This window comes from Aliihoeflea sp. 2WW, from assembly GCF_000497755.1.
Classification (GTDB): Bacteria; Pseudomonadota; Alphaproteobacteria; order Rhizobiales; family Rhizobiaceae; genus Aliihoeflea.
In genome coordinates, this window is sequence record NZ_AYOD01000014.1 from 30,949 (window position 1) to 57,635 (window position 26,687).

At 66.1% G+C, this 26,687-nt stretch carries 27 protein-coding genes; 13 read left to right on the forward strand and 14 right to left on the reverse strand.

From position 1 onward, the window contains the following. Nucleotides 1–22 precede the first annotated feature (22 nt). On the forward strand, nucleotides 23–448 hold the full coding sequence (locus tag ALII_RS0108550; protein WP_024586904.1) for an Hsp20 family protein: 426 nt from the start codon (nucleotides 23–25) through the stop codon (nucleotides 446–448). Nucleotides 449–527: 79 nt separating this feature from the next. After that, entirely contained in the window at nucleotides 528–788 is a 261-nt protein-coding gene (locus ALII_RS0108555) for a DUF1150 family protein (RefSeq protein WP_024586905.1), read from the forward strand. Nucleotides 789–888: 100 nt separating this feature from the next. On the opposite strand, the gene ptsN is transcribed toward ALII_RS0108555, so the two are convergent. The 6 genes from ptsN to lptC all read right to left on the reverse strand — a co-directional run bounded on the left by ptsN (nucleotide 889) and on the right by lptC (nucleotide 5,830). Continuing rightward, nucleotides 889–1,353 (reverse strand): PTS IIA-like nitrogen regulatory protein PtsN, encoded by a 465-nt coding sequence (gene ptsN / locus ALII_RS0108560; RefSeq protein WP_024586906.1) that lies wholly within the window; start codon nucleotides 1,351–1,353, stop codon nucleotides 889–891. A gap of 46 nt (nucleotides 1,354–1,399) precedes the next feature. Continuing rightward, nucleotides 1,400–1,987, reverse strand: coding sequence for a ribosome-associated translation inhibitor RaiA (gene raiA / locus ALII_RS0108565; RefSeq protein ID WP_024586907.1), 588 nt, complete (start codon nucleotides 1,985–1,987; stop codon nucleotides 1,400–1,402). Between the two features lie 235 nt (nucleotides 1,988–2,222). Further along, a complete protein-coding gene (gene rpoN, locus ALII_RS0108570; RefSeq protein ID WP_024586908.1) occupies nucleotides 2,223–3,716 on the reverse strand; it encodes an RNA polymerase factor sigma-54 in 1,494 nt (497 codons plus the stop codon). A gap of 109 nt (nucleotides 3,717–3,825) precedes the next feature. After that, nucleotides 3,826–4,605 (reverse strand): LPS export ABC transporter ATP-binding protein, encoded by a 780-nt coding sequence (lptB, locus tag ALII_RS0108575; RefSeq protein WP_024586909.1) that lies wholly within the window; start codon nucleotides 4,603–4,605, stop codon nucleotides 3,826–3,828. An 8-nt stretch (nucleotides 4,606–4,613) separates the two neighbouring features. Beyond that, entirely contained in the window at nucleotides 4,614–5,177 is a 564-nt protein-coding gene (locus tag ALII_RS0108580) for an LptA/OstA family protein (RefSeq protein ID WP_024586910.1), read from the reverse strand. Then, a complete protein-coding gene (lptC, locus tag ALII_RS0108585; RefSeq protein ID WP_024586911.1) occupies nucleotides 5,177–5,830 on the reverse strand; it encodes an LPS export ABC transporter periplasmic protein LptC in 654 nt (217 codons plus the stop codon). The genes ALII_RS0108580 and lptC overlap by 1 nt, the downstream gene beginning before the upstream one ends. Before the next feature lie 292 nt (nucleotides 5,831–6,122). Between lptC and sppA the strand changes: the two genes are divergently transcribed. The 3 genes from sppA to ALII_RS0108600 all read left to right on the forward strand — a co-directional run bounded on the left by sppA (nucleotide 6,123) and on the right by ALII_RS0108600 (nucleotide 7,873). Further along, on the forward strand, nucleotides 6,123–7,091 hold the full coding sequence (gene sppA, locus ALII_RS0108590) for a signal peptide peptidase SppA (RefSeq protein WP_024586912.1): 969 nt from the start codon (nucleotides 6,123–6,125) through the stop codon (nucleotides 7,089–7,091). Between the two features lie 157 nt (nucleotides 7,092–7,248). After that, nucleotides 7,249–7,539 (forward strand): integration host factor subunit beta, encoded by a 291-nt coding sequence (locus ALII_RS0108595; RefSeq protein WP_024586913.1) that lies wholly within the window; start codon nucleotides 7,249–7,251, stop codon nucleotides 7,537–7,539. 28 nt (nucleotides 7,540–7,567) lie between these two features. Continuing rightward, on the forward strand, nucleotides 7,568–7,873 hold the full coding sequence (locus tag ALII_RS0108600; RefSeq protein ID WP_024586914.1) for a DUF1049 domain-containing protein: 306 nt from the start codon (nucleotides 7,568–7,570) through the stop codon (nucleotides 7,871–7,873). Here the strand turns inward: ALII_RS0108600 and ALII_RS0108605 are convergent. Beyond that, nucleotides 7,870–8,574, reverse strand: a complete 705-nt coding sequence (locus ALII_RS0108605; RefSeq protein ID WP_024586915.1) for an HAD family hydrolase — start codon at nucleotides 8,572–8,574, stop codon at nucleotides 7,870–7,872. The two genes, ALII_RS0108600 and ALII_RS0108605, sit on opposite strands and share 4 nt — an antisense overlap. 29 nt (nucleotides 8,575–8,603) lie before the next feature. Here ALII_RS0108605 and ALII_RS0108610 point away from each other — a divergent pair, with 29 nt between their 5' ends. The 6 genes from ALII_RS0108610 to ALII_RS0108635 all read left to right on the forward strand — a co-directional run bounded on the left by ALII_RS0108610 (nucleotide 8,604) and on the right by ALII_RS0108635 (nucleotide 15,341). Beyond that, the gene (locus ALII_RS0108610; RefSeq protein ID WP_024586916.1) at nucleotides 8,604–9,656 is read left to right on the forward strand and encodes a class I SAM-dependent rRNA methyltransferase; all 1,053 of its coding nucleotides are present in this window, start codon (nucleotides 8,604–8,606) and stop codon (nucleotides 9,654–9,656) included. Then, nucleotides 9,653–10,504: an RNA methyltransferase gene (locus tag ALII_RS0108615; RefSeq protein ID WP_024586917.1), complete on the forward strand. Its 852-nt coding sequence runs from the start codon at nucleotides 9,653–9,655 to the stop codon at nucleotides 10,502–10,504. Before ALII_RS0108610 ends, ALII_RS0108615 begins: the two co-directional genes overlap by 4 nt. After that, the gene (lspA, locus tag ALII_RS0108620; protein ID WP_024586918.1) at nucleotides 10,501–11,001 is read left to right on the forward strand and encodes a signal peptidase II; all 501 of its coding nucleotides are present in this window, start codon (nucleotides 10,501–10,503) and stop codon (nucleotides 10,999–11,001) included. The genes ALII_RS0108615 and lspA overlap by 4 nt, the downstream gene beginning before the upstream one ends. Nucleotides 11,002–11,061: 60 nt before the next feature. Beyond that, nucleotides 11,062–12,051, forward strand: a complete 990-nt coding sequence (locus ALII_RS0108625; RefSeq protein WP_024586919.1) for an MDR family oxidoreductase — start codon at nucleotides 11,062–11,064, stop codon at nucleotides 12,049–12,051. 87 nt (nucleotides 12,052–12,138) lie between these two features. Then, nucleotides 12,139–14,376 (forward strand): response regulator, encoded by a 2,238-nt coding sequence (locus ALII_RS0108630; RefSeq protein ID WP_024586920.1) that lies wholly within the window; start codon nucleotides 12,139–12,141, stop codon nucleotides 14,374–14,376. A gap of 134 nt (nucleotides 14,377–14,510) precedes the next feature. Then, nucleotides 14,511–15,341, forward strand: coding sequence for a GNAT family N-acetyltransferase (locus ALII_RS0108635; protein WP_051375818.1), 831 nt, complete (start codon nucleotides 14,511–14,513; stop codon nucleotides 15,339–15,341). Between the two features lie 7 nt (nucleotides 15,342–15,348). Here ALII_RS0108635 and ALII_RS0108640 read toward each other — a convergent pair whose 3' ends face one another. From ALII_RS0108640 to gyrB, 3 genes are all read right to left on the reverse strand, one after another. Then, nucleotides 15,349–15,987, reverse strand: coding sequence for a trimeric intracellular cation channel family protein (locus ALII_RS0108640; protein WP_024586922.1), 639 nt, complete (start codon nucleotides 15,985–15,987; stop codon nucleotides 15,349–15,351). Nucleotides 15,988–16,121: 134 nt separating this feature from the next. Beyond that, the gene (gene grpE, locus ALII_RS0108645) at nucleotides 16,122–16,799 is read right to left on the reverse strand and encodes a nucleotide exchange factor GrpE (RefSeq protein WP_024586923.1); all 678 of its coding nucleotides are present in this window, start codon (nucleotides 16,797–16,799) and stop codon (nucleotides 16,122–16,124) included. Nucleotides 16,800–16,914: 115 nt separating this feature from the next. Then, the gene (gene gyrB, locus ALII_RS0108650; RefSeq protein ID WP_024586924.1) at nucleotides 16,915–19,389 is read right to left on the reverse strand and encodes a DNA topoisomerase (ATP-hydrolyzing) subunit B; all 2,475 of its coding nucleotides are present in this window, start codon (nucleotides 19,387–19,389) and stop codon (nucleotides 16,915–16,917) included. A 251-nt stretch (nucleotides 19,390–19,640) separates the two neighbouring features. On the opposite strand from gyrB, the gene ALII_RS22945 reads away from it, so the two are divergent. Then, nucleotides 19,641–21,674, forward strand: a complete 2,034-nt coding sequence (locus ALII_RS22945) for a PAS domain-containing protein (protein ID WP_201767714.1) — start codon at nucleotides 19,641–19,643, stop codon at nucleotides 21,672–21,674. 52 nt (nucleotides 21,675–21,726) lie between these two features. Here ALII_RS22945 and ALII_RS21145 read toward each other — a convergent pair whose 3' ends face one another. Then, entirely contained in the window at nucleotides 21,727–22,170 is a 444-nt protein-coding gene (locus tag ALII_RS21145; protein ID WP_024586926.1) for a response regulator, read from the reverse strand. A 266-nt stretch (nucleotides 22,171–22,436) separates the two neighbouring features. Here ALII_RS21145 and ALII_RS0108665 point away from each other — a divergent pair, with 266 nt between their 5' ends. After that, nucleotides 22,437–23,804, forward strand: a complete 1,368-nt coding sequence (locus ALII_RS0108665) for a cytochrome P450 (RefSeq protein ID WP_024586927.1) — start codon at nucleotides 22,437–22,439, stop codon at nucleotides 23,802–23,804. 133 nt (nucleotides 23,805–23,937) lie between these two features. Here ALII_RS0108665 and ALII_RS0108670 read toward each other — a convergent pair whose 3' ends face one another. The 3 genes from ALII_RS0108670 to hemW all read right to left on the reverse strand — a co-directional run bounded on the left by ALII_RS0108670 (nucleotide 23,938) and on the right by hemW (nucleotide 26,502). Then, nucleotides 23,938–24,297 (reverse strand): YraN family protein, encoded by a 360-nt coding sequence (locus ALII_RS0108670; protein WP_024586928.1) that lies wholly within the window; start codon nucleotides 24,295–24,297, stop codon nucleotides 23,938–23,940. Continuing rightward, nucleotides 24,290–25,186 carry a 16S rRNA (cytidine(1402)-2'-O)-methyltransferase gene (gene rsmI, locus ALII_RS0108675; protein ID WP_024586929.1) on the reverse strand — a complete coding sequence of 299 codons (897 nt, stop codon included), beginning with the start codon at nucleotides 25,184–25,186 and terminating at the stop codon, nucleotides 24,290–24,292. Before rsmI ends, ALII_RS0108670 begins: the two co-directional genes overlap by 8 nt. Nucleotides 25,187–25,350: 164 nt before the next feature. Next, entirely contained in the window at nucleotides 25,351–26,502 is a 1,152-nt protein-coding gene (hemW, locus tag ALII_RS0108680) for a radical SAM family heme chaperone HemW (protein ID WP_024586930.1), read from the reverse strand. Nucleotides 26,503–26,687: the final 185 nt, after the last annotated feature.

The following is a 26,687-nucleotide window of genomic DNA, read 5'->3' on the forward strand; positions in this document are numbered from 1 at the left end:
CGTCGCTCTTCGAGGACACGAAATGACGCGAATGACACCTTTTTCGAATCCGCTTCTGCTCGGGTTCGACACGATGGAAAAGACGCTCGAACGGGTCGCCAAATCCGGCGATTCCTATCCCCCCTACAACATCGAGCGCCTGGCATCGGGCGAGAATGGCGGCCATCGCCTGCGCATCACGCTGGCCGTGGCGGGCTTCGCCGAAAGCGATCTCGACGTGTCGATCGAAGAGAACCAGCTCGTCGTTCGCGGCAAGCAGGTCGACGACGGGGAACGCGATTTTCTCCACCGCGGCATCGCCGCGAGGCAGTTCCAGCGCATCTTCGTGCTTGCCGACGGCATGCGCGTGACCGGTGCGGCCCTGAAGAACGGGCTTTTGGGCATCGATCTCGACCGCCCGGAACCGGAACGGCTGGTAAAGAAAATCAACATTTTAGTGAAAGATTGATCGCAGGATCAATCGGAACCGAAAGGCTCGGCTGCGGGTTGGTCCTGTGAGACGTCCCGCCAGGCTCAGGAGGCTGACGATGACTGAGAACGAACATCACGACAATCCGCTGACGAACGACGAACTCGCGCATCTGGGCGAGGGAACCGTGGCCTATCTGCGCCAGATGGATTCGGACGATCTGCGCGGCAAGTTCCCCGGCATGCCGGAAATGGCGTCGGGGCTGCGGCTCTGGGCGGTCTTCGCCGCCGATGGCCGACCGATCCTTCTGACCGACCAGCGCGAGACGGCGATCGCCGGCGCGATGCAGAACGATCTGGTGCCCGTCAGCATTCACTGACGCATCCGTTTCGACCGGATTTCCCTGCGCGCCCGAACGCTGCAGGGGAAAATGAAAAAAGGCGGCCCGAAGCCGCCTTTTTTCGTGCCGTGAGCAAAGCTCAGGCGGCGTTGGTGGTCGCGCTTTCGGCCAGGAAGGCGTGGATCGCCGAGGCGTCCGTCGTGCCCCTGATCTTGGCGACCGTCTCGCCGTCGCGCAGCACGCGAGCGGTACGCGACAGCGCCTTCAGGTGATCGGCGCCCGCGCTTTCGGGCGCGAGCAGCAGGAAGACGAGATCGACCGGCTGGTCGTCCAGCGCCTCGAACTCGACCGGATGGTCGAGCCGGGCGAAGACGCCGGTGATCTTCGCGATGCCGGGCAGCTTGCCATGCGGAATGGCGATGCCGTTGCCGACGCCGGTCGAGCCGAGGCGTTCGCGCTGCAGGATCGTGTCGAAGATTTCACGCTCGGGCAGGCCGGTGATCGATGCCGCCTTTTCGGCCAGAAGCTGCAGAAGCTGCTTCTTGGAATTGGCCTTCAAGGCCGGCATCACTGCCGAAGCCTCGATCAGATCGCTCAGATCCATTGGAAATCCTCTTGATCCCGCATTCGGCGAACGTTTTTCGCCGGTGCTAGTTCGCGTTCGCGCCCAAAGCCGAAGACGGGTCGATCCAGCCGATATTCCCGTCGGGGCGTCGATAGACGATGTTGACCGAATCCGTCCCGGCATTGCGGAAGACGACGACCGGCGTGTCCTTGGTGTCGAGTTCGATGACCGCGGTCGCGACCGACATGGTCTGCAACGCGACGGTCGATTCGGCGACGACGGCAGGTGCGTAATCATCCGGCACCTCGTCATCTTCTTCGCCGACAGGCGACATGATCCGATAGGCCATGTCGATGGCGTCCGCGCCGTTGGCGCCGGTATTGTGCGACTTCAGGCGGCGCTTGTAGCGGCGCAGGCGCTTTTCGATGCGCTCTGCCGCGCCGTCGAAGGCGAGCTGCGGGTCCTGCGCCTGTCCGGTCGCCTGCAGCACCATGCCCGTGTCGATGTGGATCGAGCAGTCGGCGGTAAAGCGCGAGCCGGCCTTCTCGACGGTCACCCGTCCCGAAAATCCGCCGTCGAAATACTTGTCGACGGCATCGCCGATACGGCTCTCGATCCGCGTGCGGAACGCTTCGCCGATCTCCATGTGCTTTCCCGAAATGCGCAGACTCATGACCTATCTGACCTTCTGTTCATGCTGACCGGGCCGTTGGTGACCCATCTGGGTACATAGGCGAGTGTATACCCGTCGCCAGCCTGCACAAGGTTTTCCGGCGCCGTCTCCCCACGACGTCGGGGGTCGGGCCGGAGGCGAACATGCGCCGAAGACCGGATGGCATTTGCGCCCCGGCCCATTGCGGCGCGGCTTCTAGTCCCTTAACGAAACCTTGTCAATGAAGCCGCCCGGCTCAGCCCGAAAACGCCGCTCTTGCGCGCTTTTCGCGGCGGCGCTGGACGGAGGAGGCGATGTTCATTCCCTCGCGATATTTCGCAACCGTGCGCCGGGCGATGTCGATCCCGTCCGCCTTCAGTGCGTCCATGATCGCGTCGTCCGAAAGGACGCTCTCGGGCCGCTCGGCATCGATCAAGGCGCGAATGCGGTCGCGCACGGCCTCGGACGAATGCGCGTCGCCACCGCCGGAGGCCGCGATGGCGACGGTGAAGAAATAGCGGAATTCGAACACGCCGCGCGGCGTCATCATGAACTTGTTCGACGTCACCCGGCTGACGGTGGATTCGTGCATCCCGATCGCGTCGGCGACGGTCTTCAGGTTGAGCGGGCGCAAATGCCGCACGCCATGGGCGAGGAACGCGTCCTGCTGGCGCACGATCTCGGTTGCGACCTTCAGGATGGTTCGCGCGCGCTGGTCGAGCGAGCGCACCAGCCAGTTGGCGCTCTGCAGGCATTCGGAGACGAAATCCCGGTCCTCGCGCTGCCGCGCGCCCTTGGAGACGGTCGCGGCATAGGTCTGGTTGACGAGGATGCGGGGCAGGGCGTCGGGGTTGAGGTCGATCGCCCAGCTCCCGTCCGGCGCCGCGCGCACGACCACGTCGGGCCGGATGATCTCGGCCGTGTCGACCACGAAGGCGAGGCCGGGCTTGGGGTCGAGGCCGCGCAGTTCGGCCAGCATGTCGAGAAGATCCGCCTCGTCGACGCCGCACAGCTTCTTCAGCGTCGCGAAATCGCGCCGGGCGACGAGTTCCAGATGCGCGACCATCGCCGCCATCGCCGGGTCGAGCCGGTCGCGCGCGGCAAGCTGCAGCGCGAGGCACTCGGCAAGGTCGCGCGCGAAGAGCCCGGCCGGGTCGAAGCGCTGGCAAAGGCCAAGCACGCGTTCGGCCTCAGCCACCGAAACGCCCAGCCGGTCGGCGATCTCGCCGGTGTCGGCGCGCATGTAGCCATCCTCGTCGAGCGCGTCGGCAAGCTCCCCCGCAATGAACCGGTCCTGCGGCGCGCGGATCGACAGCGCGATCTGCTCGCGCACATGCTGGCGAAGGTCGGGCTTGCCGGGCGCGAAATCGAAACTGTCGAAGCCGGTATCGGTCGGGCCGGAAGGCGAGGGCGCAGACGATGAAAGCGCCGCGAGAGCCGGCTCGTCCGGAAAGACGTTTTCGAGCGACGTGTCGAGCTGGTCGGCCATGCGCTCCGAGCTCGAGCCGTCGCTGGCCTCGAACCATTGATCGACGCCGTCCTCGGCGGATGGCTCGTGGCCTGGCGTGTCCTCGTCGGGAGCGTCCTCGGCCTCTGCCCGTTCGAGCAGCGGATTGCGCTCGATTTCCTCATCGATGAACTTGTCGAGCTCGAGCTGGGTGAATTGCAGGAGACGGATCGACTGCAGCAATTGCGGTGTCATCACCAGCGATTGCGACTGCCTAAGCTGAAGTCTGGCCCCAAGCCCCATTTCGACCCGATCCCGTAAGGGCCGTTTTTCGGCCTCTCGTCAGGCAGACAAGAAACTGGCCCGGGACTTGCTTGTCAAGCCGATTGGCGTCCGCGAGGCGGAAATCCGGCTAAAGGGTAAAGCCTTCGCCCAGATAGAGCCGGCGCACGTCCGGATTGGCGACGATCTCCGCCGGGCGGCCATGCGTCAGCACCTGGCCGGCATGGATGATGTAGGCCCGATCGATCAGCCCGAGCGTCTCGCGCACATTGTGGTCGGTGACGAGCACGCCGATGCCGCGCGCCGTCAACTGGCGCACCAGATGCTGGATGTCGGAGACCGCGATCGGATCGACGCCGGCGAAGGGTTCGTCGAGCAGCATGAAGTTCGGGTTCGACGCCAGCGCGCGGGCGATCTCGAGCCGCCGCCGCTCACCGCCCGACAGCGAGATCGATGCGGCCTTGCGCAGATGGGAGATGTTGAATTCTTCCAGAAGCTCGTCGAGCCGCTCCTCGCGGACCTTCCGGTTCTTCTCGGTGACCTCGAGAATGCCGCGAATGTTCTGCTCGACCGAAAGCCCGCGGAAGATCGACGCTTCCTGCGGCAGATAGCCGATGCCGAGGCGGGCGCGGCGATACATCGGCAGCGAGGTGACGTCGTTGCCGTCGATCTCGATCGTGCCCGCATCGACCGGCACGAGCCCGGTGACCATGTAGAAGCAGGTCGTCTTGCCCGCGCCATTGGGGCCGAGCAGCCCGACCGCCTCGCCCGCACGCACGCCCAGCGAGACGCCCGAGACAACCTGGCGCCCCTTGTAGCTCTTCGTCAGGCCGCGCGCGATCAGCGTGCCCTTGAAGCGGCGCGGATCGGTGGTGCTGGCCGTGGCCGCAGGTTCCGGTCGGTTGAGCATCGGGTCGATTACTGCCTCTGCGAGCCGGGCTGGAGCAGCATGCGCACGCGCCCGCCGCCCTGGTTGCCGCAGCCGTCGAGTTCGGCGACGCCGGTGTTCATCTGGACGCGAAGCTGGCAGCCGACGATGACGTTCTCGCCCTCGGTCAGCACGACCTCGCGGCCGGAAAGCGTCAGAAGCTCGGTGCCCATGTCGAACGTCCCGCGATCGCCGGTGGCGACCTGCGTGGCGGTCTGGATATAGACCGTTTCCTCGACCTCGATGCGCTCGATGTCCGAAGCGCCGGTCGAAGGCGTCGAGGCGCCGGAGCCGTCGCTGACGTAATGGACGACCATGCGCCCGGCGCGCAGCGTCGTCTCGCCCTGCACGACCTGAACGTTGCCGGTGAAGACGGCGGTGCCGTCATTGTCGCGCACTTCGAGCCGGTCGCTCTCGATCTCGATCGGCTGGTCGCCGTCGAGCTGCAGGCCCGACATGCGGCTTGCCTGCTGGGCCGTCGCGACAGACGCCATGACGAGCGCAAGCCCGAGCACGGCCGCGCCGCCGAAAATCCCCCTGATCCCCGTCCCCATTACTGCGTCACTCCACTGGCATTGGACGCGGACTGCAGTTTCGCCCCGTCGATGCGCATGCGCACCCGGTTCTCGAAGATCAGCACCGCGCCGTCATCGGCGATCTGCATGGAGTCGGCGGTAACGTTCGTTCCGTCAAGATCAATTTCGACCGGATCGTTCGTTTGCAGCGCTCCGCTCGAAATGTCGACGATCGCCGACTGGAAGCGCGCATTGATGCCCTTCTCCGTCTGCACGCTCATCGGGCTCGTCACGTCGAGCCGGTTGGCCGTGCGGTCGAACGTGCCGCTTTCGGTGATCACCGTGACCCAGTCGTCGCCTTCGAGCGGCAGCCGGGCATTGATCTGTTCCAGGTCGATCCGGTCGCCTGCGCCGATCACCTGCGAGGCGCGCGCCGCGCTCATCGAATAGGGGCGGTTGTCGGAGGTGAAACCGTCGAGCTTGGGGTTCTGCATCACGAGGCGCCCGTCCTCGACCGAGGTCGAGCCGAGCTGGAAGCCGATGGAGCCCGGCGACGACAGCCATGCGGCGACTGCGAAAACGACGACGAGCCCTACCGCGCCGACGGGCAGGGCGCGTTTCATGAACCGCACCCGGCTCGAATGGCGCTGCGCGCGCACGAAGCGGTCGTCCGGCCTTGAAATGTCGGTCATCTCGAACCTCTGTCAGGGCGTTGAGAACCACCCTGCTTCTCGATCTGTGCTGCGATCGGCATGCGGATCGCAGGATTTGTCGCTGCTATGCGCCGTTTTGCCTGAAACTTCTATGAACGAAATCTTCGAACGACTTGGATAAGCGCCCAATATGGTGATTTTCCGGCTATTGAACAGGGGTGCCTCTCACGCAAGGTGATGCGGCCATGTGCGTGGCTGTCCTGCGCCGCCTCTTCTATCCGCCTCTGCCATCGGATAAGAAAAGCCTTCGCGAAGAAGAAGGACGACCGGCATGGCCGCACGAGCCGACGATCTGATCGACCGCAGACGGTTGCGGCGCAAGCTCTCATTCTGGCGCGTCGCCGCCATCCTGCTCGTCGCGGCGATCGTCGTCGCGACCACGGGCTATTTCTGGCGCGACGGCACCGGCGTGGGCATCGCGCACATCGCCCGCATCAAGATCGAGGGCACGATCACCGAGGACGAGGAGCTTCTGGAGCGTCTCGAACGCGTCCGGGAATCGGCGATGGTCCGGGGTGTGATCCTGCACGTCAACTCGCCCGGCGGCACGACCGCGGGCGGCGAGGCGGTGTTCGAGGCTGTGCGCAAGCTGGCCGCCGAAAAGCCGGTCGTCGCGCAGGTCGGCACGCTTGCCGCCTCGGCCGGCTACATGATCGCCAGCGCGGCCGACCATATCGTCGCGCGCCAGTCCTCCATCGTCGGCTCGATCGGCGTCCTCTTCCAGTATCCGGACGTTACCGGGCTGATGGACAATCTCGGCATCAAGGTGGACGGCGTGAAGTCCTCGCCGCTCAAGGCCGAGCCCTCGCCCTTCACGCCGACGACCGAGGAGGAACGCGCGATGATCCGCGCCCTCGTCATGGACAGTTATGAATGGTTCGTCGGCCTCGTTCAGGATCGTCGGCCGCTCGATCGCGCCGAGGTGCTGGCGCTTGCGGACGGCTCGATCTTCACCGGCCGTCAGGCGCTGGACAGCAAACTGGTCGACAGCCTCGGCGGCGAGGAAGAGGCGGTGCGCTGGCTGGGCACGCGCGGCGTCGATGGCGAACTCGAAGTCGTCGAGTGGAAGCCGCGCAATCAGGGCGGCTGGTGGGGCGTCGGATCGCAGGCGACCGTCGCCTCGCTCCTCGGCCTCGACCGCCTCGTGGACGCGCTTTTCGCCCGCGCCGGACTGGAGCCCTTGTTTCTTGACGGGCTTGTATCGGTCTGGCAACCTCGCTCCTCATCGACGGCCGACTAAAAATTTAATGAAATCATTCGGCTAGAGCATCGCTGTCAGGAATGGTAACCGGTTTTGCGGATCGGTGCGATGCGCGATGGGTCATGTGGATCGCCACGAGCTCCGACGAGGGGGCAGGCGGTCCTGCTGCGGCGGGTCCTGGGAGAGGGATGGGACGATGATCAAATCCGAACTGGTGCAGACGATTGCCAACCGCAATCCGCATCTTTTCCTTCGCGACGTCGAGAATATCGTCAACGCGATCTTCGACGAGATTACCGAGGCCCTGGCACAGGGAAACCGCGTGGAACTGCGCGGCTTCGGGGCCTTTTCGGTCAAGAACCGGCCAGCGCGTGTCGGGCGGAACCCGCGCACGGGCGAGGCCGTTGAAGTGGAGGAAAAGTGGGTCCCCTTCTTCAAGACCGGCAAGGAACTGCGCGAGCGGCTGAACACCGACGCCTCGTCCTGAGCCGCCAAGCCCGCCAAACGGAGCACCTATGCGCAAATTCGTCGGCCTCGCCATCTATCTTCCGATAGCGATCCTCCTGATCGCGCTCGCGGTGGCGAACCGCGGCTGGGTGCCGTTCTCGCTCGACCCGTTCAACGCCGACAATCCGGCGCTCACCTTCCAGGCGCCGCTTTTCGTTCTCTTGTTCCTGACGCTGGTGCTGGGCATGTTTCTCGGCTCGATCGCGACCTGGCTGCGCCAGGCGCCCTATCGCAAGATGGCCCGACAGCAGCGCGCCCAGCAGCCCGAATCCACTGACGCCTCGGGCAAGGTCGTCGCCCGCCCGCGCGCCTAGCCGTCGATTTCACCGACCAGCGCGACCAGGCCGGAAAGGTCCGCCATCTCGCGAAAGCGCGGATGTGCGTCCGGCTTGTCGGCGTGCTCGAAGCTCCATGTCAGTTCGTGGGGCACGTAGACCCCCCAACTCCCCGCATCGAGCGCCGGGACGACGTCCGACTTGAGCGAGTTGCCGATCATCATCGCCGAGGACGGGTCGTGCCCGCCGACCGAGAAGATGCGCGCATAGGTCGCCTCGCTCTTGTCCGAGACGATCTCCACCGCGTCGAAGTGCTCGCCGAGGCCTGACGCGGCCAGCTTGCGCTCCTGGTCGAAAAGGTCGCCCTTGGTGATGAGGACGAGGCGATAGCGCCCCGCAAGCGCCTCCAGCGTCTCGGCGGCATGCGGCAGCGTCTCGACCGGATGGCGCAGCATCTCGCGGCCGGCGGCGAGAATCTTCCCGATCGTCTCCGCCGGCACCCGCCCATCCGTGATCTCGATCGCCGTCTCGATCATCGACAGGGTGAAGCCCTTGATGCCGAATCCGTAATGCCCGAGATTGCGCTTCTCGGCCTCGAGCAGGCGCGCCGTCAGATGATCCTTCTCCGCGTGATCTGCCAGAAGCTCGGCAAAATGCGCCTCGGTCATGCGGAAGAACTGCTCGTTCTGCCACAAAGTGTCGTCGGCATCGAAGCCGATGGTTGTTAGGGAATGCGCCATCTGCCCTTCCTTGCGGTTGCCGCGCCTCTATGGCAGAAGCGCGCGCATCTGTCCTGAACGAGAACGAGAGCTTGAAATCCAGGGAGCGCAACAGGCGCCGCGACCGGCCCGAGACGTCCGACCGTGCGCCGCAATCGGCGCCGGCGCCGAAGGCCGCGCGCGATCTGTCGCGCCGCAAGGGCGCGCTGCCGGCCGAAAACCTGCCGCTGATCCTCGAGGTCGCGCCGAATGACGACTACGCGCTGATCGATTCCGGCGCGGGGCTGAAGCTCGAGCAGTACGGCCCATACCGCATCGTGCGCCCGGAAGGGCAGGCGATCTGGCAGCCGGCGCTCGGGCCCCGCGAGTGGGAGAATGTCGACGCGGTCTTCACCGGCGACACCGACGAGGAAGGCATGGGCCGCTGGCGCTTTCCGAAAAGCCCGCTCGGCGAGACCTGGCCGATGAAGCATGACGGGATCGACTATCTCGGCCGCTTCACCTCGTTCCGCCATGTCGGCGTCTTCCCCGAGCAGGCCTCGCACTGGTCGCAGATGGAAGACTGGATCAGGGCGGCGAAGCGCCCGGTCAAGGTCCTGAACCTCTTCGGCTATACCGGCCTCGCCTCGCTCGTCGCCGCACGCGCCGGCGCCGAGGTCACCCATGTCGATGCCTCGAAAAAGGCGATCGGCTGGGCACGCGAGAACCAGGAGATGGCGGGCCTCGCCGACAAGCCGATCCGCTGGATCTGCGAGGACGCGATGAAGTTCGTCGAGCGCGAGGAGCGTCGCGAGAGCCGCTACGACATCATCCTGTTCGACCCGCCCGCTTATGGCCGCGGCCCCAAGGGCGAGGTTTGGCAGCTCTTCGAGGACCTCCCGGCGATGGCCGACATCTGCCGCTCGATCCTCACCGACAAGCCGATCGGCGTGGTGCTGACGGCCTATTCGATCCGCTCGTCCTTCTTCGCCATCCACGCTCTGATGCGCGACATCTTTGCGGGGCAGGGCGGATGCGTTGAATCGGGCGAACTGATCATTCGCGAGAAGTCCGCCGGCCGCGCCCTGTCGACCTCGCTCTTTTCGCGGTGGGTGGCGCAATGAGCGAGCCGAGGATGCCACGTGTCGGGCAGGTGAAGGAAATCACCAGCCTGTCGAACCCGATCGTCAAGGACATCAAGGCGCTGGCCTTGAAGAAATTCCGCGACGAAAAGCACGCCTTCATGGCCGAGGGGCTGAAGCTCGTCATCGATGCGCTCGATGGCGGCTGGACGATCCGGACGCTGATTTATTCCAAGGCCGGCATCGGCAATCCGGCGGTGGAGAAGACTGCTGCGCGCACCGTCGCGCTGGGCGGTCTGGTGCTCGAAGTCTCCGAAAAGGTGCTCGGCGCGATCACCCGCCGCGACAATCCGCAGATGGTCGTCGGCGTCTTCGAGCAGAGACTGACGAAGCTGCCCGACATCCGCCTTTCTGCCGGCGACGTCTGGGTGGCGCTCGACCGGGTGCGCGATCCGGGCAATCTCGGCACCATCATCCGCACCGCCGACGCGGTCGGCGCGAAAGGCGTGATCCTCGTCGGCGAGACGACCGATCCGTTCTCCCTCGAAACCGTCCGCGCCACGATGGGCTCGGTCTTTTCCGTGCCCGTCGCGCGTGCGACGCCGGAGGCCTTCCTCGCCTGGAAGGCCAAGGCGGGCGCCATGCTCGTCGGCACGCATCTCAAGGGCTCCGTCGACTACCGCACGCCGCGCTATCAGGGCCGCCCGGTCGTCCTCCTGATGGGCAACGAACAGCAGGGCCTGCCGGACGAACTGGCCCGCGCCTGCGACGAACTGGTCCGAATCCCCCAGGCCGGACGCGCCGATTCGCTCAATCTATCGGTCGCGACCGGCATCATGCTTTACGAGGTGCGCCGCGCCGCCCTCGAAATCGGAGACAGACTGGCGTGAGCGAAACCCATCCCCGCAATCCGCGCGTCCTGATCGGCTACGGCCTCGTCGTCATCGTCGCCGTCGCGCTCGACCAGTGGATCAAATACTGGGTCGAAACGCACATGGCGATGCACGAGCGCATCGATATCGTGCCGATGCTGGCGCTGTTCCGCACCCACAACACCGGCATCGCCTTCTCGCTCCTGTCCGAGTTCGGCTCCGTCGGCCTCGTCGTGATGACGGGCGCGGTGACGCTGTTCGTGCTCTATCTTGCCGCCAAGTCCGAACCGCACCAGCGCTGGGCGCGGCTCGGCTTCGCGCTGATCATCGGCGGCGCGATCGGCAATCTGATCGACCGCGTCTGGCTCGGTTACGTCGTCGATTACGTCCTCTTCCACCTCCCCAACTGGTCCTTCGCGGTGTTCAACCTCGCCGACGCCTTCATCACGGTCGGCGCGATGCTGGTGATCCTCGAAGAGATCATCGCCTGGCGCAAGTCCCGCACGCCAAGTTGACGGCGCGCATCTGACGTCGGAAACTCGCTGCAACGCAAAAGCAGATTTCAGGGAGTTTCGATGTCGGAGAGTTTCAAGGCCATCCTCGTCTCGCGCGACGACAACAAGGTCCAGTCGGTCAACACGGTCGATCTGACCGACGCCGACCTGATGGAGGGCGACGTCACCATCGCCGTCGAGGCCACCACGGTCAATTACAAGGACGGCCTGGCGATCACCGGCAAGGCGCCTGTCGTGCGCAAATGGCCGCTGATCCCCGGCATCGATTTCGCCGGCACGGTCTTGGCGTCGAGCCATCCGGACTGGAAGGCCGGCGACAAGGTCATCCTGAACGGTTGGGGCGTCGGCGAGACCCATCACGGCGCCTATGCGGGCCGCGCGCGCGTCAGGGGTGACTGGCTGGTGCGCCTTCCCTCCGGCATGACCGCGAAGGATGCGATGGCGGTCGGCACCGCCGGCTATACGGCAATGCTCTGCGTCATGGCATTGGAGCGGCACGGCATCGTTCCCGCCCGCGGCCCGGTCGTGGTGACGGGCGCCGCCGGCGGCGTCGGCTCGGTCGCGATCGCGATCCTTGCCCGGCTCGGCTATCGCGTCATCGCCTCGACGGGCCGGACCTCGGAAAGCGACTATCTGAAATCGCTCGGCGCGAGCGACATCATCGACCGCGAGGAACTGTCGCAGCCCGCCAAGGCGCTCGGCAAGGAACGCTGGGCCGGCGGCATCGACGCGGTCGGAAGCCACACGCTGGCGAACGTCCTGTCGATGACCTCCTATGGCGGCGCGGTCGCCGCCTGCGGCCTTGCCGGCGGCATGGACCTGCCGACCAGCGTCGCGCCCTTCATCCTGCGCGGCGTTTCGCTGCTCGGCATCGATTCGGTGATGGCCCCGCGCGAAATCCGTGAGGAGGCGTGGAAGCGCATCGGCACAGATCTCGATGCCGCCAAGCTCGCCTCCATCGCCACGACAATCGGTTTCGACGGCATCGAACAGGCCGCGCGCGACATCGTCGACGGCAAGGTCAGGGGCCGCGTGGTCGTCGAAATGTAGAGCCCTTTGAGGGGCTTTCGGCGCAATCGCTAAAATTGGAACGATTGCGCCGATCCTTCCCTAACGGGGCCGTGGCATGGTTCGGCGATGAAGCCGGGCCTCCATACGCGCCGCGCGGGCAGCGAGCCGACCGCCGCCATCGGGCACGCGGACGACGCGTCGTCGCGCCGCGTCGTCGCCTCGCCGCCGATGGCGATGGACCTGCCGGATGCGCCGCAACCGGTGATCTATACGGCCGGACTGCCCGTCGCCGGTTTCCTGATGGCGATCGCTGCCGTCGCCTTCCTGACCGATGCGTCCTATCTCGTTTCCGTACCGCTCGTCGCCGGCGCGCTGACGCTGGCCGGCATGTCGCTCTTCGCCCCGCAGCTTGCCATGCGCAGGAAGGCAAGTCCGGCGCGGCTGCGCCTGCCCGCGCCTGCGGTGCCGCCGCTCGACCCCTGGTCGACGCCGGATTTGATCGAGGCGCTTGGCCTCGGCCGCATGACCCGCGACGGCGACGGCCACATCCTTGCGATCAACGCTGAACTCGCGCGGATGCTCGGCCACGAGCCGGCCAAACTGCGCGGCGCCACGTTGAAATCGCTCGGCGTCGACCTTGCGAGCGCGCCGGATTCCGCCTTTGCCACCAGACCCGCAATCAGCGCTTTGGAATTCGCGCTGCCCGGCCAGCCGGCCGAGCGCTGGCTTTCCTGGCTGGAACTGTCCGAGCGCCGCCAGGACGGCACGGTCCGCCATCATGCGGTCGCGCGCGACATCACCCAGCGCAAGACCGCCGAGGCGGCAGGCGAGGTCTCGCGCCGGCAGGCGGTCGAGGCGAGCCGCGCGAAGTCGCGTTTCCTCGCCACCGTCAGTCACGAGATTCGCACGCCGATGAACGGCATCATGGGCATGGCGCAGCTTCTCGGCCAGACGGCGCTGTCGCCCGAACAGTCGACCTATGTCGGGGCGATCTCGACCTCGTCGAGCGCGCTTCTGGCGCTGATCGAGGATCTGCTCGACTATTCCAAGATCGAGAGCGGCCGTCTCGATCTCGACCGCCGCCCGACCGACCTGCGCGAATTGTGCGAGAACGTCGTCGAGCTTCTGGCTGCGCGCGCGCATGCCAAGGGCATCGGCCTCGGCCTCTACGTCGCCGCCGACGTGCCGGAGCGCGCGCTGCTCGACGGCGGCAAGGTCCGGCAGATCCTTCTCAACCTCGTCGGCAATGCGATCAAGTTCACCGATCGCGGCGGGGTCCTGGTGAAGCTGGTTCGCAAGCGCGTCGATGGCGTCGAGATGATCCGGCTGAGCGTGCGCGACACCGGGCCCGGCCTTGCGCCTGCCGATCTGTCGCGCATCTTCATGGAATACGAGCAGGCAGGCTCGGATGCGGCGCTGCGTCAGGCGGGCGCGGGGCTCGGTCTGGCGATCTCCCAGCGCATCGCCGAGGCGATGGGCGGCCGGCTGACGGCGGCGAGCAAGCCTGCCTATGGCAGCATCTTCGCTGCGCAGATTCCCATCGAGGTGCTTGAGGAATCGTCCCCCGGCGCGCCGCTGGCCGGCAAGCGCGTGCTGATCGTCTCGCGCAACCGCATGGAGGCCGAGGCGATGGCGCTGTGCGTGCGCGATCATGGCGGCATGGCCGCCGTGGCGCGCACCGTCGAAGAGGCGGCGCACCTCGCCGAAGGCAGCGGCTTCACGCTTCTGGTAGTTGACGCCGCACTGGAGAACGACGATGGCGCCCTTTTGCGCCGGCTTCGTCAGGTCTGCGGTCATGACGCGCCCGCGATCACCCTGGTCGACCCCAAGTCGCGCGGCCGGATGGGGCATCTGCGCGCCCACGGCTATGGCCATTTCCTGCCGCGCCCGCTCCGGCGCGACACGCTGCTCAAGGTCCTGCTCGAACGGATCGAGCAGGCGAGGCCGACGCGGCGCATGACGCTCGCCCAGGCGCGCACCGCGCTCAGCGTCCTCGTCGCCGAGGACAACGAGATCAACGCGCTTCTCGCCCGCTCCGCCCTGACCCGCGCCGGCCATCGCGTCGAGACCGTCGTCAACGGAAGGTTGGCGCTGGAGGCCGCCACGATGCGGCCCGGCATGCGTTTCGACGTTATCCTGATGGATTTGCAGATGCCGGTCATGGACGGCACGCAAGCCATCGCCGCGATCCGCGCCCATGAAGCCGAGAACGGCCTGCCGAGCGTGCCGATCCTGGTCCTGACCGCCGACGACCGGGCCGAAAGCCGGCAAACGATCCTCGCGCTCGGCGCATCCGGCGTCATCGCAAAGCCGGTCGACCCGGTCCGCCTCATCGCCATTCTGGACGAGACGGCGGCTCGCTGACCTGCCGGCGGCGTGACTTTCGCGCCTGTCATGATTATGTTGCTCAAGGCGGCTATGGATCGCACATCCGGTGATGTGGAGACTGGCCGATGAACCCGATCCTTCTTCCGCGCGACGAGACGACCGGCCTTGTCATGACCGATGCACCCCGCCCGCAGCTATCGACCGGCCCGCAGACATGCCTCGGCCGCATCGGCGCGCTGGAAGTGCATCTGGCGACGAGCGCCTGCGAGATCGAGGCGGCGCAAAGGCTGCGCTACCGCGTCTTCTACGCCGAGAGGGGCAACGGAGCCCCGTGCGACCTCTCGCGCGACACCGATCGCTTCGACGACATCTGCGATCATCTCCTCGTCATCGATACATCCCTTGCGGCCTCGAACCGGGAGCGCATCGTCGGCACCTACCGATTGTTGCCACAGGAAAAGACCTCGGCGACGGGCGGCTTTTATTCGAGTGCCGAATTCGACATCAAGGCGCTGGCGGCGCGCCATCCGGGCCTCAACATCCTCGAACTGGGACGCTCCTGCGTTCTGCCTGCCTATCGTTCGCGCCGCACGGTCGAGCTTCTCTGGCAGGGCATCTGGGCCTATACGCGCCGCCACGGCATCGACATCATGGCCGGCTGCGCCTCGTTCGAGGGCACCGTCCCGGCCCGCCATGCCGAGGCGCTTTCCTTCCTTCATCACAATTGCCGCGCAACCGGCGACTGGGCCGTGCGCGCGGTCGCGGACCGGCTCGTGACGATGGATTTGATGCCTGCCGAGGCCGTGCGCACGCGCGAGGCCCTTGCGGCCATGCCTCCCCTGATCAAGGGCTATCTGCGCCTTGGCGCGATGATCGGCGAGGGCTGCGTCATCGACCACGACTTCGGCACCACGGACGTCTTCGTCGTCCTGCCGGTCGCGAAGATTTCGGCGCGCTACATCAATTACTATGGCGCCGAAGCCCAGCGCTTCGCCGCATGATTTCGGTCTATTCCGTCGGAATGTCCTCCGGCGCCCGGCCCGGCCGGCTCCTGTAGGCGGGGAACGTCCAGCCATAGGCGAGCGCACCGCCGCGCACGCAGAACGCGATGGAAAACGCGATCAGCGCCGCCCCGCCGGCAGGTGACCCGCCAAGGTCGGCAAGTACATAGGCGACCGACCCGGACAGCGCCGCGGTGACGTAGATTTCGGGCCGCAGCAGCACCGAGGCCTCGCCCGCCAGGAGATCGCGCAGGATGCCGCCGAACGTCGCCGTCAGCACGCCCGCAACCACGCCGATCACCGGCGATCCCGTCACTTCGAGGCCCTTATAGGCGCCGAAGACGCTATAGGCGGCAAGGCCCACCGCATCGAGCCACAGCAGCAGCCGGTAGCGCGATTCGACCAGATGCGCGCCGAAGAAGACGGCAACCGCGACGATGGCGCAGACCAGCAGGTAATTGTGATTGGCGATCCAGAAGACCGGCACGTCGAGAACGAGGTCGCGGAAAGTGCCGCCGCCGATCGCCGTCACCCCGGCGAGGAACAGGAACCCGATAATGTCGAGCTGCTTGCGCGAGGCGGCCAGCGCACCGGTCGCCGCGAACACCGCGATGCCGGCATAGTCCAGGAACAGGAGCAGGTTCAATTTGGCCTCCCGCGCGAAATCGCGCTCGGTCCATCCGAGCAAGTGCGGGTTAAGGTCCAATGAAAGCGCGCGGTTAACGCCGCGCGGATGTGCGATTGCCCACGAAAAAGGCGCCCGCAGGCGCCTCTGGATCGTTATGCGTCCTTTTCGGACTGCGCATTGGGCGGGCCGGGTTCGGCCGGCGCATCCGCCGGTCCCGCCTTGGGTCCGCCCTTGGAGACGCCGACCATCGCCGGGCGCAGCACGCGCTCGCCGATCACGTAGCCGGTCTGGACCACCTGCAGAACAGTGTTGTTCGGCACGTCCGGGTTGGGAATCTCGAACATCGCCTGGTGGAAGTTCGGGTCGAAGCGCTCGCCTTCGGGCGCCAGCCGCTTGACGCCGTGCCGCTCCAGCGCCCCGAGCATGTCGCGCTCGGTCATCTCGACCCCTTCGATCAGCGCCTTGAAGCCTGCATCGTCCGAACCCTTCGCCTCGGCCGGAATGGCGTCGAGCGCGCGGCGCATGTTGTCGGAAACCGACAGCATGTCGCGGGCGAAATTGGCGACCGCATAGCTCTTGGCGTCGGCGATCTCGCGCTGGGTGCGCCGGCGCAAATTCTCCATCTCGGCCGCCATGCGCAGCGCGCGGTCCTTCAGTTCCGCATTCTGCTTGGCCAGGTCCTCGTTTTCCCCGGCAAGCCGCATGAAGGCCTCGAAATCGGCCTGGCTGTCCTGGCTTTCCGCCATGTCGGCGCTGGCCTCGATGTTCGGATCGGTGTGCGTCTCACCGCTCTCGCCGCTCATGCGTTCGTTTTCCGGACGATCGTTCATGGCTGATCCCGTCTTCCTTCGAAAATTCGTGAGTTGGCGCCGATATCGATGTTCGCGGCGCCAAAATCAAGGGGCCGCGCCCGAAGACGCGGCCCCGTATGGCTCGTCTCGGCGGTCAGATGTCGAGATTGGCGACCGACAGCGCGTTCTCCTGGATGAACTCGCGGCGCGGCTCGACCTCGTCGCCCATCAGGCGCGAGAACAGCGAATCCGCGTCGGTCGCGTCGTTGACCTTGACCTGCAGCAGCGAGCGCGCATTGGGGTCGAGCGTCGTCTCCCAGAGCTGGTCGGCATTCATTTCGCCAAGGCCCTTGTAGCGCTGCAGCGACAGGCCCTTGCGGCCGGTGGCGAAGATCGCGTCCAGCAGCGCCATCGGCCCCGCGATCACCTCCGCCTTGTCGTTGCGGCGCAGCACCGGCTGCTTCATGTAGACTTCCTGAAGCCGCTGGGTGTAGCGGTCGATGGCGCGCGCATCGGCCGAGCCGATCAGCCCGGCATCGAGCGTGACGATTTCGCGCACCGAGCGCACGGTGCGCTCGAAGACGACGCCGCCGGCGCCCTCGTTCGACGGATTGACGCGGCCCTCCCAGCCCCGCTCCGTCTCCTCGGAGATCATGTCGAGCCGATCCGCCACCGTCTGCACGATGCCCGGCACCTGCGCCGCATCGCCCATGCGCTCGGCATTGAGCGCGCCGCCGATCGCCGCCTGCTCGACCACCGAGCGCGAATAGCGCGTGTGCAGGCCCTGGATCAGCGACCGGACGCCCAGCGCGTCGTTGATGACGGCCCGCAGATCCTGCCCGGCCCGAACCTCGCCCGTTGACAGTTCCAGCGACGCCTCGTCGAGACCCTGCCCGATCAGGTAATCCTCGAAGGACGGCTCGTCCTTGATGTACTGGACCGACTTGCCTCGGCTGACCTTGTAGAGCGGCGGCTGGGCGATATAGAGGTGCCCGCGCTCGATCAGCTCCGGCATCTGGCGGAAGAAGAACGTCAGGAGCAGCGTACGAATATGCGCGCCGTCGACGTCGGCGTCGGTCATGATGATGATCTTGTGGTAGCGCAGTTTGTCGGCGTTGAACTCGTCCTTGCCGATGCCGGTGCCGAGCGCGGTGATCATCGTGCCGATCATGTCGGAGGAGAGCATCCGGTCGAACCGCGCGCGCTCCACGTTGAGGATCTTGCCGCGCAGCGGCAGGATCGCCTGGTTCTGGCGCGAGCGCCCGCCCTTGGCCGAGCCGCCTGCCGAGTCACCCTCGACGATGAAGATTTCGGACTTGGCCGGATCGCGCTCCTGGCAATCCGCCAGCTTGCCGGGCAGCGAGCTGATCTCGAGCGCGCCCTTGCGGCGGGTCAGTTCGCGCGCCTTGCGCGCAGCCTCGCGCGCTGCCGCCGCCTCGATCACCTTGCCGATCAGCACCCTGGCCTCGGCCGGATGTTCCTCGAACCAGGTGCCGAGCGCGTCGTTGACGAGGTTTTCGACCACCGGACGAACCTCGGACGAAACCAGCTTGTCCTTGGTCTGCGAGGAGAATTTCGGGTCGGGCACCTTGACCGACAGCACCGCCGTCAGCCCCTCGCGGGAATCGTCGCCCGTGATCGAAACCTTTTCCTTCTTGGTCAGACCGGAAACGTCGGCATAGCTCGTCACCTGGCGCGTCAGCGCGCCGCGGAAACCGGCAAGATGCGTGCCGCCGTCGCGCTGCGGGATGTTGTTGGTGAAGCACAGCACATTCTCATGGTAGGAATCGTTCCACCACATGGCGACTTCGACGGTGATGCCGTCGCGCTCGGCTTGAATCGCGATCGGCGCGGGGATCAGCGATTTCTTGGACCGGTCGAGATATTTGACGAACTCTTCCAGCCCGCCTTCATAGAAAAGTTCCTGCACCTTGACGTCGGCATGACGCTTGTCGGTGAGGACGATGCGCACACCCGAATTCAGGAAGGCGAGTTCGCGCAGGCGATGCTCCAGCGTCCCGTAATCGAAATCGATCATCGTGAATGTTTCGGCGGACGGGAAGAAGGTGATTTCCGTGCCGGAGCGCCCGTCATTGGTGCCGGGCTGCTTGTCCTCGACATAGGTGCCGGTAACCGTCAGCGGCCCGTCGGCATTGCCATGGGTGAAGCTCATCTCATGGAACTTGCCGTTCCGGCGGATCTTCATCTTCAGCCATGCCGAGAGAGCGTTGACGACCGAGACGCCGACGCCGTGCAGGCCGCCCGAGACCTTGTAGGAGTTCTGGTCGAACTTACCGCCGGCGTGGAGCTGGGTCATGATGACCTCGGCCGCCGAAACGCCCTCGCCCTTGTGCATGTCGGTCGGGATGCCGCGCCCATTGTCGGTCACGGTGACCGAACCGTCCGGATTGAGCGTGACGGTGACGAGATCGGCATGGCCGGCGAGCGATTCGTCGATCGCGTTGTCGACGACTTCGTAGACCATGTGGTGCAGGCCCGAGCCGTCATCCGTGTCGCCGATATACATGCCGGGGCGCTTGCGCACCGCGTCCAGTCCCTTGAGAACCTTGATGGATTCGGCGCCATACTCGGCCGGTTCGCCGGGGAGGTTTTCGGGCGTGTCGCTCATGAAATTCCGATCTTCGTGGATGTCGTCGGCAGGCGCGCGGACAAGTCGTGCGACTCAGGCGCTTTTGGTGACCCGAATATAGGGGTGAACGCCTGATTTTCCAAGTTTTGCACGGCTTTGCGGCGCCTTCACGTCCACTTTTCCAAAGCCTTGCGCAAACTTGTCTCAACCTGCGTGTTGTCATGGTGAACCAACGGCGATTAAACACGTTGGAAGCCTCGAGAGGCTGGGCCGGATTTGGGGGAACTTTCTTGCGTCGACAGCTTGCGTTTTTTGCTGCCGCATTGTGCCTGCCGCTCCTGGCTTTCATGGCCTACATCCTGTTTAACCTGGCCATCGCCGAGCGCGAGCGGCTGGAGGCGCGCGCATCCGAAGCCGCGCGCGACCTGTCGGCCGCGATCGATCGCGAATTGCTGGGCCTCACCTCGGCGCTCGAGGTCCTCGCCGTATCGCCCCAGCTCCAGGCCGGTGACATCGAGGGTTTCCACGCCAAGGCCTCGCAGGTCGACGACAGGCTGGGCTTCAACGCGGTGCTGCGCACGCCGGACGGCCAGCAGCTCGTCAATCTGCGCCGCCCGTTCGGCTCGGAACTGCCGCGCACGCCCCAACCGTCGGATGCCGACGTTCTGGCTTCGGACGAACCGTTGATCCTCGATCTGTTCGACGGGCCGGTCGCCGGCGAGCCGCTTTTCGCGGTGACGATGCCGATCCTCGTCGATGGCGAGCCGCGCTACATCCTCAGCCTGGCGGTCCCCGCAACCCGAATTCGCGAACTGCTGCTCGCGCAGCAATTGCCCGAAAGCTGGACCGTCGCGGCGATCGACAACAACGACCGCATCGTCGCCCGCAGCAGGCGGCATGACGAATTCGTCGGCGAGATCGCCACGGACGATCTGCGCGCCAATACGGCCGGCTATTTCGGAAGCTGGAACGCGACGACCATCGACGGGGAGGCGGTGTTCGGCACCTATGCGCGCTCGCTGGTTTCGGATTGGCGCATCGCCATCGGCATCATGCAGCGCGAACTCAATGCGCCGGCGGTTCGCTTCGTGCAGTTCTTCGTCCTGCTCGGTCTTCTTGCGCTCGGCCTGTCGGCGCTTCTCGCCTCGCTCTTTGCGCGCCGTCTGGCCCTGTCGGCCACGGGCCTTGCCGCCCAGGCGCATCAACTGGCCGATGGCGAACCGGTCACGCCGCGGCCGTCGCGCGTGCGCGAATTCTCGGAAATCGGCGCGATTCTCGTCGCAGCGTCGGATCGCCTGCGCGGCCGTGAAGCGGAACTGAAGGAAAGCGAGGCGAAGTTCCGCGCCATCGCCGACACCATGCCGCAAATGGTCTGGTCGACCACGCCGGACGGCCTCCACGATTATTACAACGCGCGCTGGTACGAATTCACCGGCGTTCCGGTCGGATCGACCGACGGCGAGGGCTGGAACGGCATGTTCCACCCCGACGACCAGCCGCGCGCCTGGCAGCAATGGTCCCATTCGCTGCGAACCGGCGAGCCCTACGACATCGAATACCGCCTGCGTCACCATTCGGGTGAATATCGCTGGACGCTCGGCCGTGCCCTGCCCATCCGTGACGACGAAGGCCGCATCATCCGCTGGTTCGGAACCTGCACCGACATTCACGAAACCAAGATCGCGGCCGAGGAGCGCGAAGTCGTCGCGCAGGAGCTGTCGCACCGGATCAAGAACATCTTTTCGGTCCTCGGTTCAATCGTCGGCCTGACGGCGCGCACGCGGCCCGAGGCGCAGGAATTCGCCGCCGAGCTGCGCGCCCGCATCCTGGCGCTCGGCACCGCGCACGAATTCGTCCGTCCGCGTGCCCTGGAATCATCGGTCGACGGGCATGCCTCGCTTCACGGTCTGCTGCGCGCTCTGCTGGCCGCCTATGACGGCGACGGCACGCATGTTTCGATCAGCGGCCCGGATCTTCCGATCGCCGAGGGGGCTGCGACGCCGCTCGCGCTGGTTTTCCACGAACTGGGAACCAATGCCGCCAAATATGGCGGGTTCTCGGGGGCGGACAGCCGCATCGAAATCACCACCTTTGCCGATGACGCCGACTACCACGTCACGTGGAAGGAGCACGTCGCAGGCGCCGCGCCGTCCGCCGAAGCGGCATCGGACAGCGGTTTCGGTTCGCGCCTGATCGAGTTGAGCATTCGTGGTCAGATGGGTGGCACGATCGAGCGCATCTTCGAGCCGGATGGATTGCGGGTCGAGATCACGATTCCCGTCTGGGCCCTGTCGCGTGCGGCAAGGTTGCGACGCGGCGTGTAGGGCGCTTCAGGCAGATTCTAGGGAAGTGGTTGTCACGGGCAGGGGCAGGCGCTCAGCCGTGCGCCCCGCGCCCGGGTTCGCCGCCCGGCGTCATGAAAAGCTGCAGGCGGGCAGGGGGCTCGGCGTCCATGTGCTCATTGTGGCAAGCGACGGCATAGCGGATCGCGTCGCGCAACTCGCTGTCAGCGACAGGTTTGGCGATCACACCGAGTGTGCCGGGGACGCCGTCGCCGAGCTGCGTCGGGTTCGCGGTCATGAAGACGACGGTCACGTCGTGGCGGCTGGCGAGTTCCCGGCCGATCTCGATGCCGGTCGCGCCGTCGCGCAAATTGAGGTCGACGAGCGCGACTTCGGCGCGCTTTCCCATCTCGAGCGCAGACGAACGATCTGCCGCGATCCCGACCGGTTCATGGCCGAGTTCGCCGATGGCGTATTCGATTTCGATCGCGACGAAGATCTCGTCTTCGACCACCAGTATCTTGCAAGCGTTGTCCAACTTACGTCTACCCAAGTCCACGGCAGCTCAGCCCAACTCATGTCGAGGCCGATGGTTGCACGACTAAAGGAAAAGTCTTTATTTTTTTCGACTTTGCGTGGCAATTGCGCCACGTGGCCGGCCTTCGTGCCGTTCCGCCCGCAAAATGCCGATCCCGCCCCAAGGTTCCAGCATCCCGCACGGGCAAAATTGTCGCGGGGTCGGGGCGCGATGCTGGCGAGGCCGCCCGGCGCTCCCTAGATTGATCGGAACCGAGGAGCGCCGCCATGGACACCAAGCCCGCCCATTTCGTGCCGCCGGCACCCCGGCCGCGCCAGTCGCCGCCCTCGACGTTGCAGATGATGCGTATCGTCTACAACAACCCGCTCGAACTGTGGGGCGAGCCTTCCTACAATGAGAAATGGATTTCGATCTCGACCGGCATCGGCGGCCCGCTCGTCATCGCCAACGATCCCGGCCTCATCCGCTACGTCCTCGTCGAGAACGCGAAGAACTACAAGATGGCGCGCGTGCGCCAGAAGATCCTGCGCCCGATCCTGCGCGACGGACTGCTCACCGCCGAGGGCGACGTCTGGAAACGTTCGCGCAAGGCGATGGCGCCGGTCTTCACGCCGAAGAACATCGACGGCTTCGCGCCCGCCATGCTGTCGACATCGCTCGCCTTCGCCGAGCGCTACCGCGACACCGACCGCGCCGACGTATCGCGCGACATGACCATGTTGACCTACGACATCCTCGCCGAAACGCTCTTTTCCGGCGAGATCGCCGGCGAGCCCGGCTCCTTCGCCCATCAGGTCGATCGCCTGTTCGAGACGATGGGCCGCGTCGATCCGATGGACCTTCTCGGCGCCCCCGACTGGCTGCCGCGCTTCACCCGCATCCGCGGCAAGAAATCCCTCGCCTTTTTCCGCAGGATCGTCGCCGACACGATCGCCTTGAGAAAGGCCCGCATGGATCGCGGCGAGGGCGTTCCGGCCGATTTCCTGACGCTGCTGCTGAAGGCCGAAGGCCCGGACGGCCTCACGCGCGCCGAGATCGAGGACAACATCATCACCTTCATCGGCGCCGGCCACGAGACCACCGCCCGCGCGCTGGGCTGGACGCTCTACTGCCTCGCCGAAGCGCCATGGGAGCGCGACAGGATCGAGGCCGAGATCGACGCGGCGCTCGCCAGAGACCTGCCGCCGCAGGATTGGCTCGACGCGATGCCGCTCACCCGCGCCGCCTTCGAGGAAGCGATGCGGCTCTATCCGCCGGCCCCGTCGATCAACCGCGAGGCCATCGCAGCCGACCGCTACGAGGACCTCGAAATCGTCAAGGGCGCGCAGGTGCTCGTCATGCCGTGGACCGTCCACCGCCACCGCAAGATCTGGAATGACCCGGAAGCCTTCATCCCCGCCCGCTTCCACCCGGAAAACCGCGACGCGCTCGACCGCTACCAGTACCTCCCCTTCGGCGCCGGCCCCCGCATCTGCATCGGCGCCGCCTTCGCCATGCAGGAAGCCGTCATCGCGCTCGCCGTCCTGATGTCGCGCTACCGCTTCGACACGCTGCCCGAAACGAAACCCTGGCCGGTCCAGAAACTCACCACCCAGCCCCAGGGCGGCCTGCCGATGAAGGTGAGCCGGCGGTAGAACGCCCCCTCCGTCGCTTCGCGCCACCTCCCCCGCTTCGCAGGGGAGGAACCAGGGTCGTGGACGGACGCAACCCCGATCCTCCCCCGTTCACGGGGGAGGTGGCGCGAAGCGACGGAGGGGGCGCTATGGCTCAATTCCGCCCCTGAAACAGATTCTCCACATGCACCGGCCACCGCCGCGGCAGCACCGCGACCAGGTCGAACCGCACCGAAAGCCGCGCAAAATCCGGCTGGCGCGAGAGCCAGTGGTCCGCCGCCGCCTCGATCCGCCGCTGCGCAGTGCCGCCCACCGCCTCCATCGCCGCGCTCAGATCACGCCGCGCCTTGACCTCGACGATCGCGACCAGATCGCCACGCCGGGCAATGATGTCGATCTCGCCCGCCTTGGTGCGAAAGTTCCGCGCCACGATCCGATACCCCTTCAGCCGCAGCGCCATCGCCGCCAGCCATTCCGACCGGTTGCCGTGCCGATAGGCCCCAAGCCTATCCATCCTGCGCGTCCCGCAATTCCACCAGCCGGCGGAACAGATCCTGCTTGGCCTGCCCCGTCATCTTCGCCGCCTCGCCGGCCGCCTTCGACGCCGGCATGTCGCGCGCCAGATCGAGCAGCAGCCGGTCGACATCCACCCCTTCCGCCGCAGCTTGTTCCAGCGCCGGCCCGACACAGACGACGACCTCGCCCTTCGGCGTGTCCGCTTCCGCGTAGTGCGCCGCGAGTTCAGCCAGCGTCCCGCGCCGCGCCTCCTCGAATGCTTTGGTCAGCTCCCGCGCCACCACCGCCGGCCGGTCGCCCAGAACGTCCAGCATCGCTTTGAGGCTCGCCGCCAGCCGGCGCGGACTTTCGAAGAAGATCAGTGTCCCGGGAATGCGCGCCACCTCTTCGAGCCGCGTCCGCCGCTGCCCGTCCTTGACCGGCAAAAACCCTGCAAAGAAGAACGCGTCCGACGGCAGCCCGGCGATCGAGAGCGCGGCCAGCGTCGACGACGCGCCGGGGATCGGCACCACGCGATGTCCGGCCTCCACCGCCTCGCCGACCAGCCGGAAGCCGGGGTCCGAGACGAGCGGCGTGCCCGCATCCGAGCAGAGCGCGACCGACTTTCCCTCACTGAGCGCCGCGATCAGCTTCGGCCCGGCCTCGGCCGCATTGTGCTCGTGATAGGCGATCAGCCTGCGCCTGATGCCATAGCGCTCCAGCAGGATGCGCGTCACCCGCGTGTCCTCGCAGGCAAGCACATCCGCGCCCGCCAGCGTCTCCAGCGCGCGCAGCGTGATGTCGGAAAGATTGCCGATCGGCGTCGCGACCAGATAGAGCGCAGGCTCGGGCACCGGCGCACGCATCTGCGCCTGTCCGATCATGTAGATTCGCTCGCCCTCCGCCATCGCCGTCTTCCTTTATCCGGGCGCCGAAAATTCGCCGCGATCGGTGGGAACAATTTGGGCATCTGCCCGGTTCGAAGGCAGAATGCGGAGGTTTCCCCAATGCCCCTGACCATCCAGGACAGTTTCGAACCCTATTACGCCGGCAAGACCGCGCGAAACGACAATCAGCGCGCCAAATCCGCCACCACCGCGTCGAGCACGATCATCCCGTCCGCCGTCGCCCGCAGCCGCGAATTGCCGACCGGCGCGACGAGGCGTTCCTCCTGGAGCACCGCGATCCGCTTCGACGACAAGGACCGCCCGGACAACGATTCGTAGCGCGCGAGGTCGATCCCCTCGGCCAGCCGCAACCCCATCAACAGGAACTCGTCGGCCTCCTCCTCGCGCGTCAGCCGCTCGCCGCCGGTAATGCCGTGCCCGCGCGCCTCGACGCGCTCCAGCCACGCCTCGGGCAGCTTCTCGGTAAACGTCACGATCCGCTCGCCATTCTCGACGAAACGCCCATGCGCCCCCGGCCCGATGCCGACATATTCGCCATAGCGCCAGTAGATCAGATTGTGCCGGCTCTCCGCGCCCGGCCGCCCATGGTTGGAAATCTCGTAGGCCGGCAGCCCGCGCGCCGCGGTCACCTCCTGCGTCAACTTGTAGAGGTCCGCCGCGTGGTCCGGCTCGGGCATCACGAACTTGCCCGCCTCGTGCAGAAGCTGGAACCGCGTCCCGTCCTCGATGGTGAGTTGGTAGAGCGACAGATGATCGGCCGCATAGCCGATCGCCCGGTCGAGTTCGCTTGCCCATTCGTCGAGACTCTGGTGCGGCCGCGCATAGATCAGGTCGAACGAAAGCCGCGGGAAAATCTCGCGCGCCAGCCCGATCGCGTGCAGCGCGCCCTCGACATCATGCAGCCGTCCGAGGAACCGCAGATCGGCATCGTTCAGCGCCTGAACGCCGAGCGACACCCGATTGACCCCCGCCGCCCGATAGCCGCGAAACCGCGCCGCCTCGACGGATGACGGATTCGCCTCCAGCGTGATCTCGATCCCGTCCGGCACGGTCCAATGCCGCGCGACGCTCTCCAGCACCGCCCCCACCGTCTCCGGCTCCATCAGCGACGGCGTGCCCCCGCCCAGAAAGATCGAATCGACCTTTCGACCACCCGTCCGCGCCCGCATCGTCGCCATCTCGCGATCGAACGCAGCGGCAAACCGCGCCTGGTCGACCGGCTGGTGGCGGACATGGGAATTGAAGTCGCAATAGGGGCACTTGGCTGCGCAGAACGGCCAGTGGATATAGATGCCGAAACCCGGATCGTCGGTCATCGGCCAGTCCTGACAGGGCGCGCACCCCCACCCCATACCCCTCCCCACAAGGGGGAGGGGGGCATCCACGCCCCGCCAAAGCTTGACCCGGCACCGAAAAGAAGGCGCCACGCCGACGCCCTCCCTCCCCCTTGTGGGGAGGGATAAAGGGTGGGGGTCACTTCAGAAAAACCGGCGATACCCAA

Excerpts from the sequence above, each read along its gene's own strand:
- ALII_RS0108550 (WP_024586904.1), top strand. The coding sequence starts at position 23 with ATGACGCGAATGACACCTTTTTCGAATCCGCTTCTGCTCGGGTTCGAC.
- ALII_RS0108555 (WP_024586905.1), top strand. The coding sequence starts at position 528 with ATGACTGAGAACGAACATCACGACAATCCGCTGACGAACGACGAACTC.
- ptsN (WP_024586906.1), bottom strand. The coding sequence starts at position 1,353 with ATGGATCTGAGCGATCTGATCGAGGCTTCGGCAGTGATGCCGGCCTTG.
- raiA (WP_024586907.1), bottom strand. The coding sequence starts at position 1,987 with ATGAGTCTGCGCATTTCGGGAAAGCACATGGAGATCGGCGAAGCGTTC.
- rpoN (WP_024586908.1), bottom strand. The coding sequence starts at position 3,716 with ATGGGGCTTGGGGCCAGACTTCAGCTTAGGCAGTCGCAATCGCTGGTG.
- lptB (WP_024586909.1), bottom strand. The coding sequence starts at position 4,605 with ATGCTCAACCGACCGGAACCTGCGGCCACGGCCAGCACCACCGATCCG.
- ALII_RS0108580 (WP_024586910.1), bottom strand. The coding sequence starts at position 5,177 with ATGGGGACGGGGATCAGGGGGATTTTCGGCGGCGCGGCCGTGCTCGGG.
- lptC (WP_024586911.1), bottom strand. The coding sequence starts at position 5,830 with ATGACCGACATTTCAAGGCCGGACGACCGCTTCGTGCGCGCGCAGCGC.
- sppA (WP_024586912.1), top strand. The coding sequence starts at position 6,123 with ATGGCCGCACGAGCCGACGATCTGATCGACCGCAGACGGTTGCGGCGC.
- ALII_RS0108595 (WP_024586913.1), top strand. The coding sequence starts at position 7,249 with ATGATCAAATCCGAACTGGTGCAGACGATTGCCAACCGCAATCCGCAT.
- ALII_RS0108600 (WP_024586914.1), top strand. The coding sequence starts at position 7,568 with ATGCGCAAATTCGTCGGCCTCGCCATCTATCTTCCGATAGCGATCCTC.
- ALII_RS0108605 (WP_024586915.1), bottom strand. The coding sequence starts at position 8,574 with ATGGCGCATTCCCTAACAACCATCGGCTTCGATGCCGACGACACTTTG.
- ALII_RS0108610 (WP_024586916.1), top strand. The coding sequence starts at position 8,604 with ATGGCAGAAGCGCGCGCATCTGTCCTGAACGAGAACGAGAGCTTGAAA.
- ALII_RS0108615 (WP_024586917.1), top strand. The coding sequence starts at position 9,653 with ATGAGCGAGCCGAGGATGCCACGTGTCGGGCAGGTGAAGGAAATCACC.
- ALII_RS0108625 (WP_024586919.1), top strand. The coding sequence starts at position 11,062 with ATGTCGGAGAGTTTCAAGGCCATCCTCGTCTCGCGCGACGACAACAAG.
- ALII_RS0108630 (WP_024586920.1), top strand. The coding sequence starts at position 12,139 with ATGAAGCCGGGCCTCCATACGCGCCGCGCGGGCAGCGAGCCGACCGCC.
- ALII_RS0108635 (WP_051375818.1), top strand. The coding sequence starts at position 14,511 with ATGACCGATGCACCCCGCCCGCAGCTATCGACCGGCCCGCAGACATGC.
- grpE (WP_024586923.1), bottom strand. The coding sequence starts at position 16,799 with ATGAACGATCGTCCGGAAAACGAACGCATGAGCGGCGAGAGCGGTGAG.
- gyrB (WP_024586924.1), bottom strand. The coding sequence starts at position 19,389 with ATGAGCGACACGCCCGAAAACCTCCCCGGCGAACCGGCCGAGTATGGC.
- ALII_RS0108665 (WP_024586927.1), top strand. The coding sequence starts at position 22,437 with ATGGACACCAAGCCCGCCCATTTCGTGCCGCCGGCACCCCGGCCGCGC.
- ALII_RS0108670 (WP_024586928.1), bottom strand. The coding sequence starts at position 24,297 with ATGGATAGGCTTGGGGCCTATCGGCACGGCAACCGGTCGGAATGGCTG.
- rsmI (WP_024586929.1), bottom strand. The coding sequence starts at position 25,186 with ATGGCGGAGGGCGAGCGAATCTACATGATCGGACAGGCGCAGATGCGT.
- hemW (WP_024586930.1), bottom strand. The coding sequence starts at position 26,502 with ATGACCGACGATCCGGGTTTCGGCATCTATATCCACTGGCCGTTCTGC.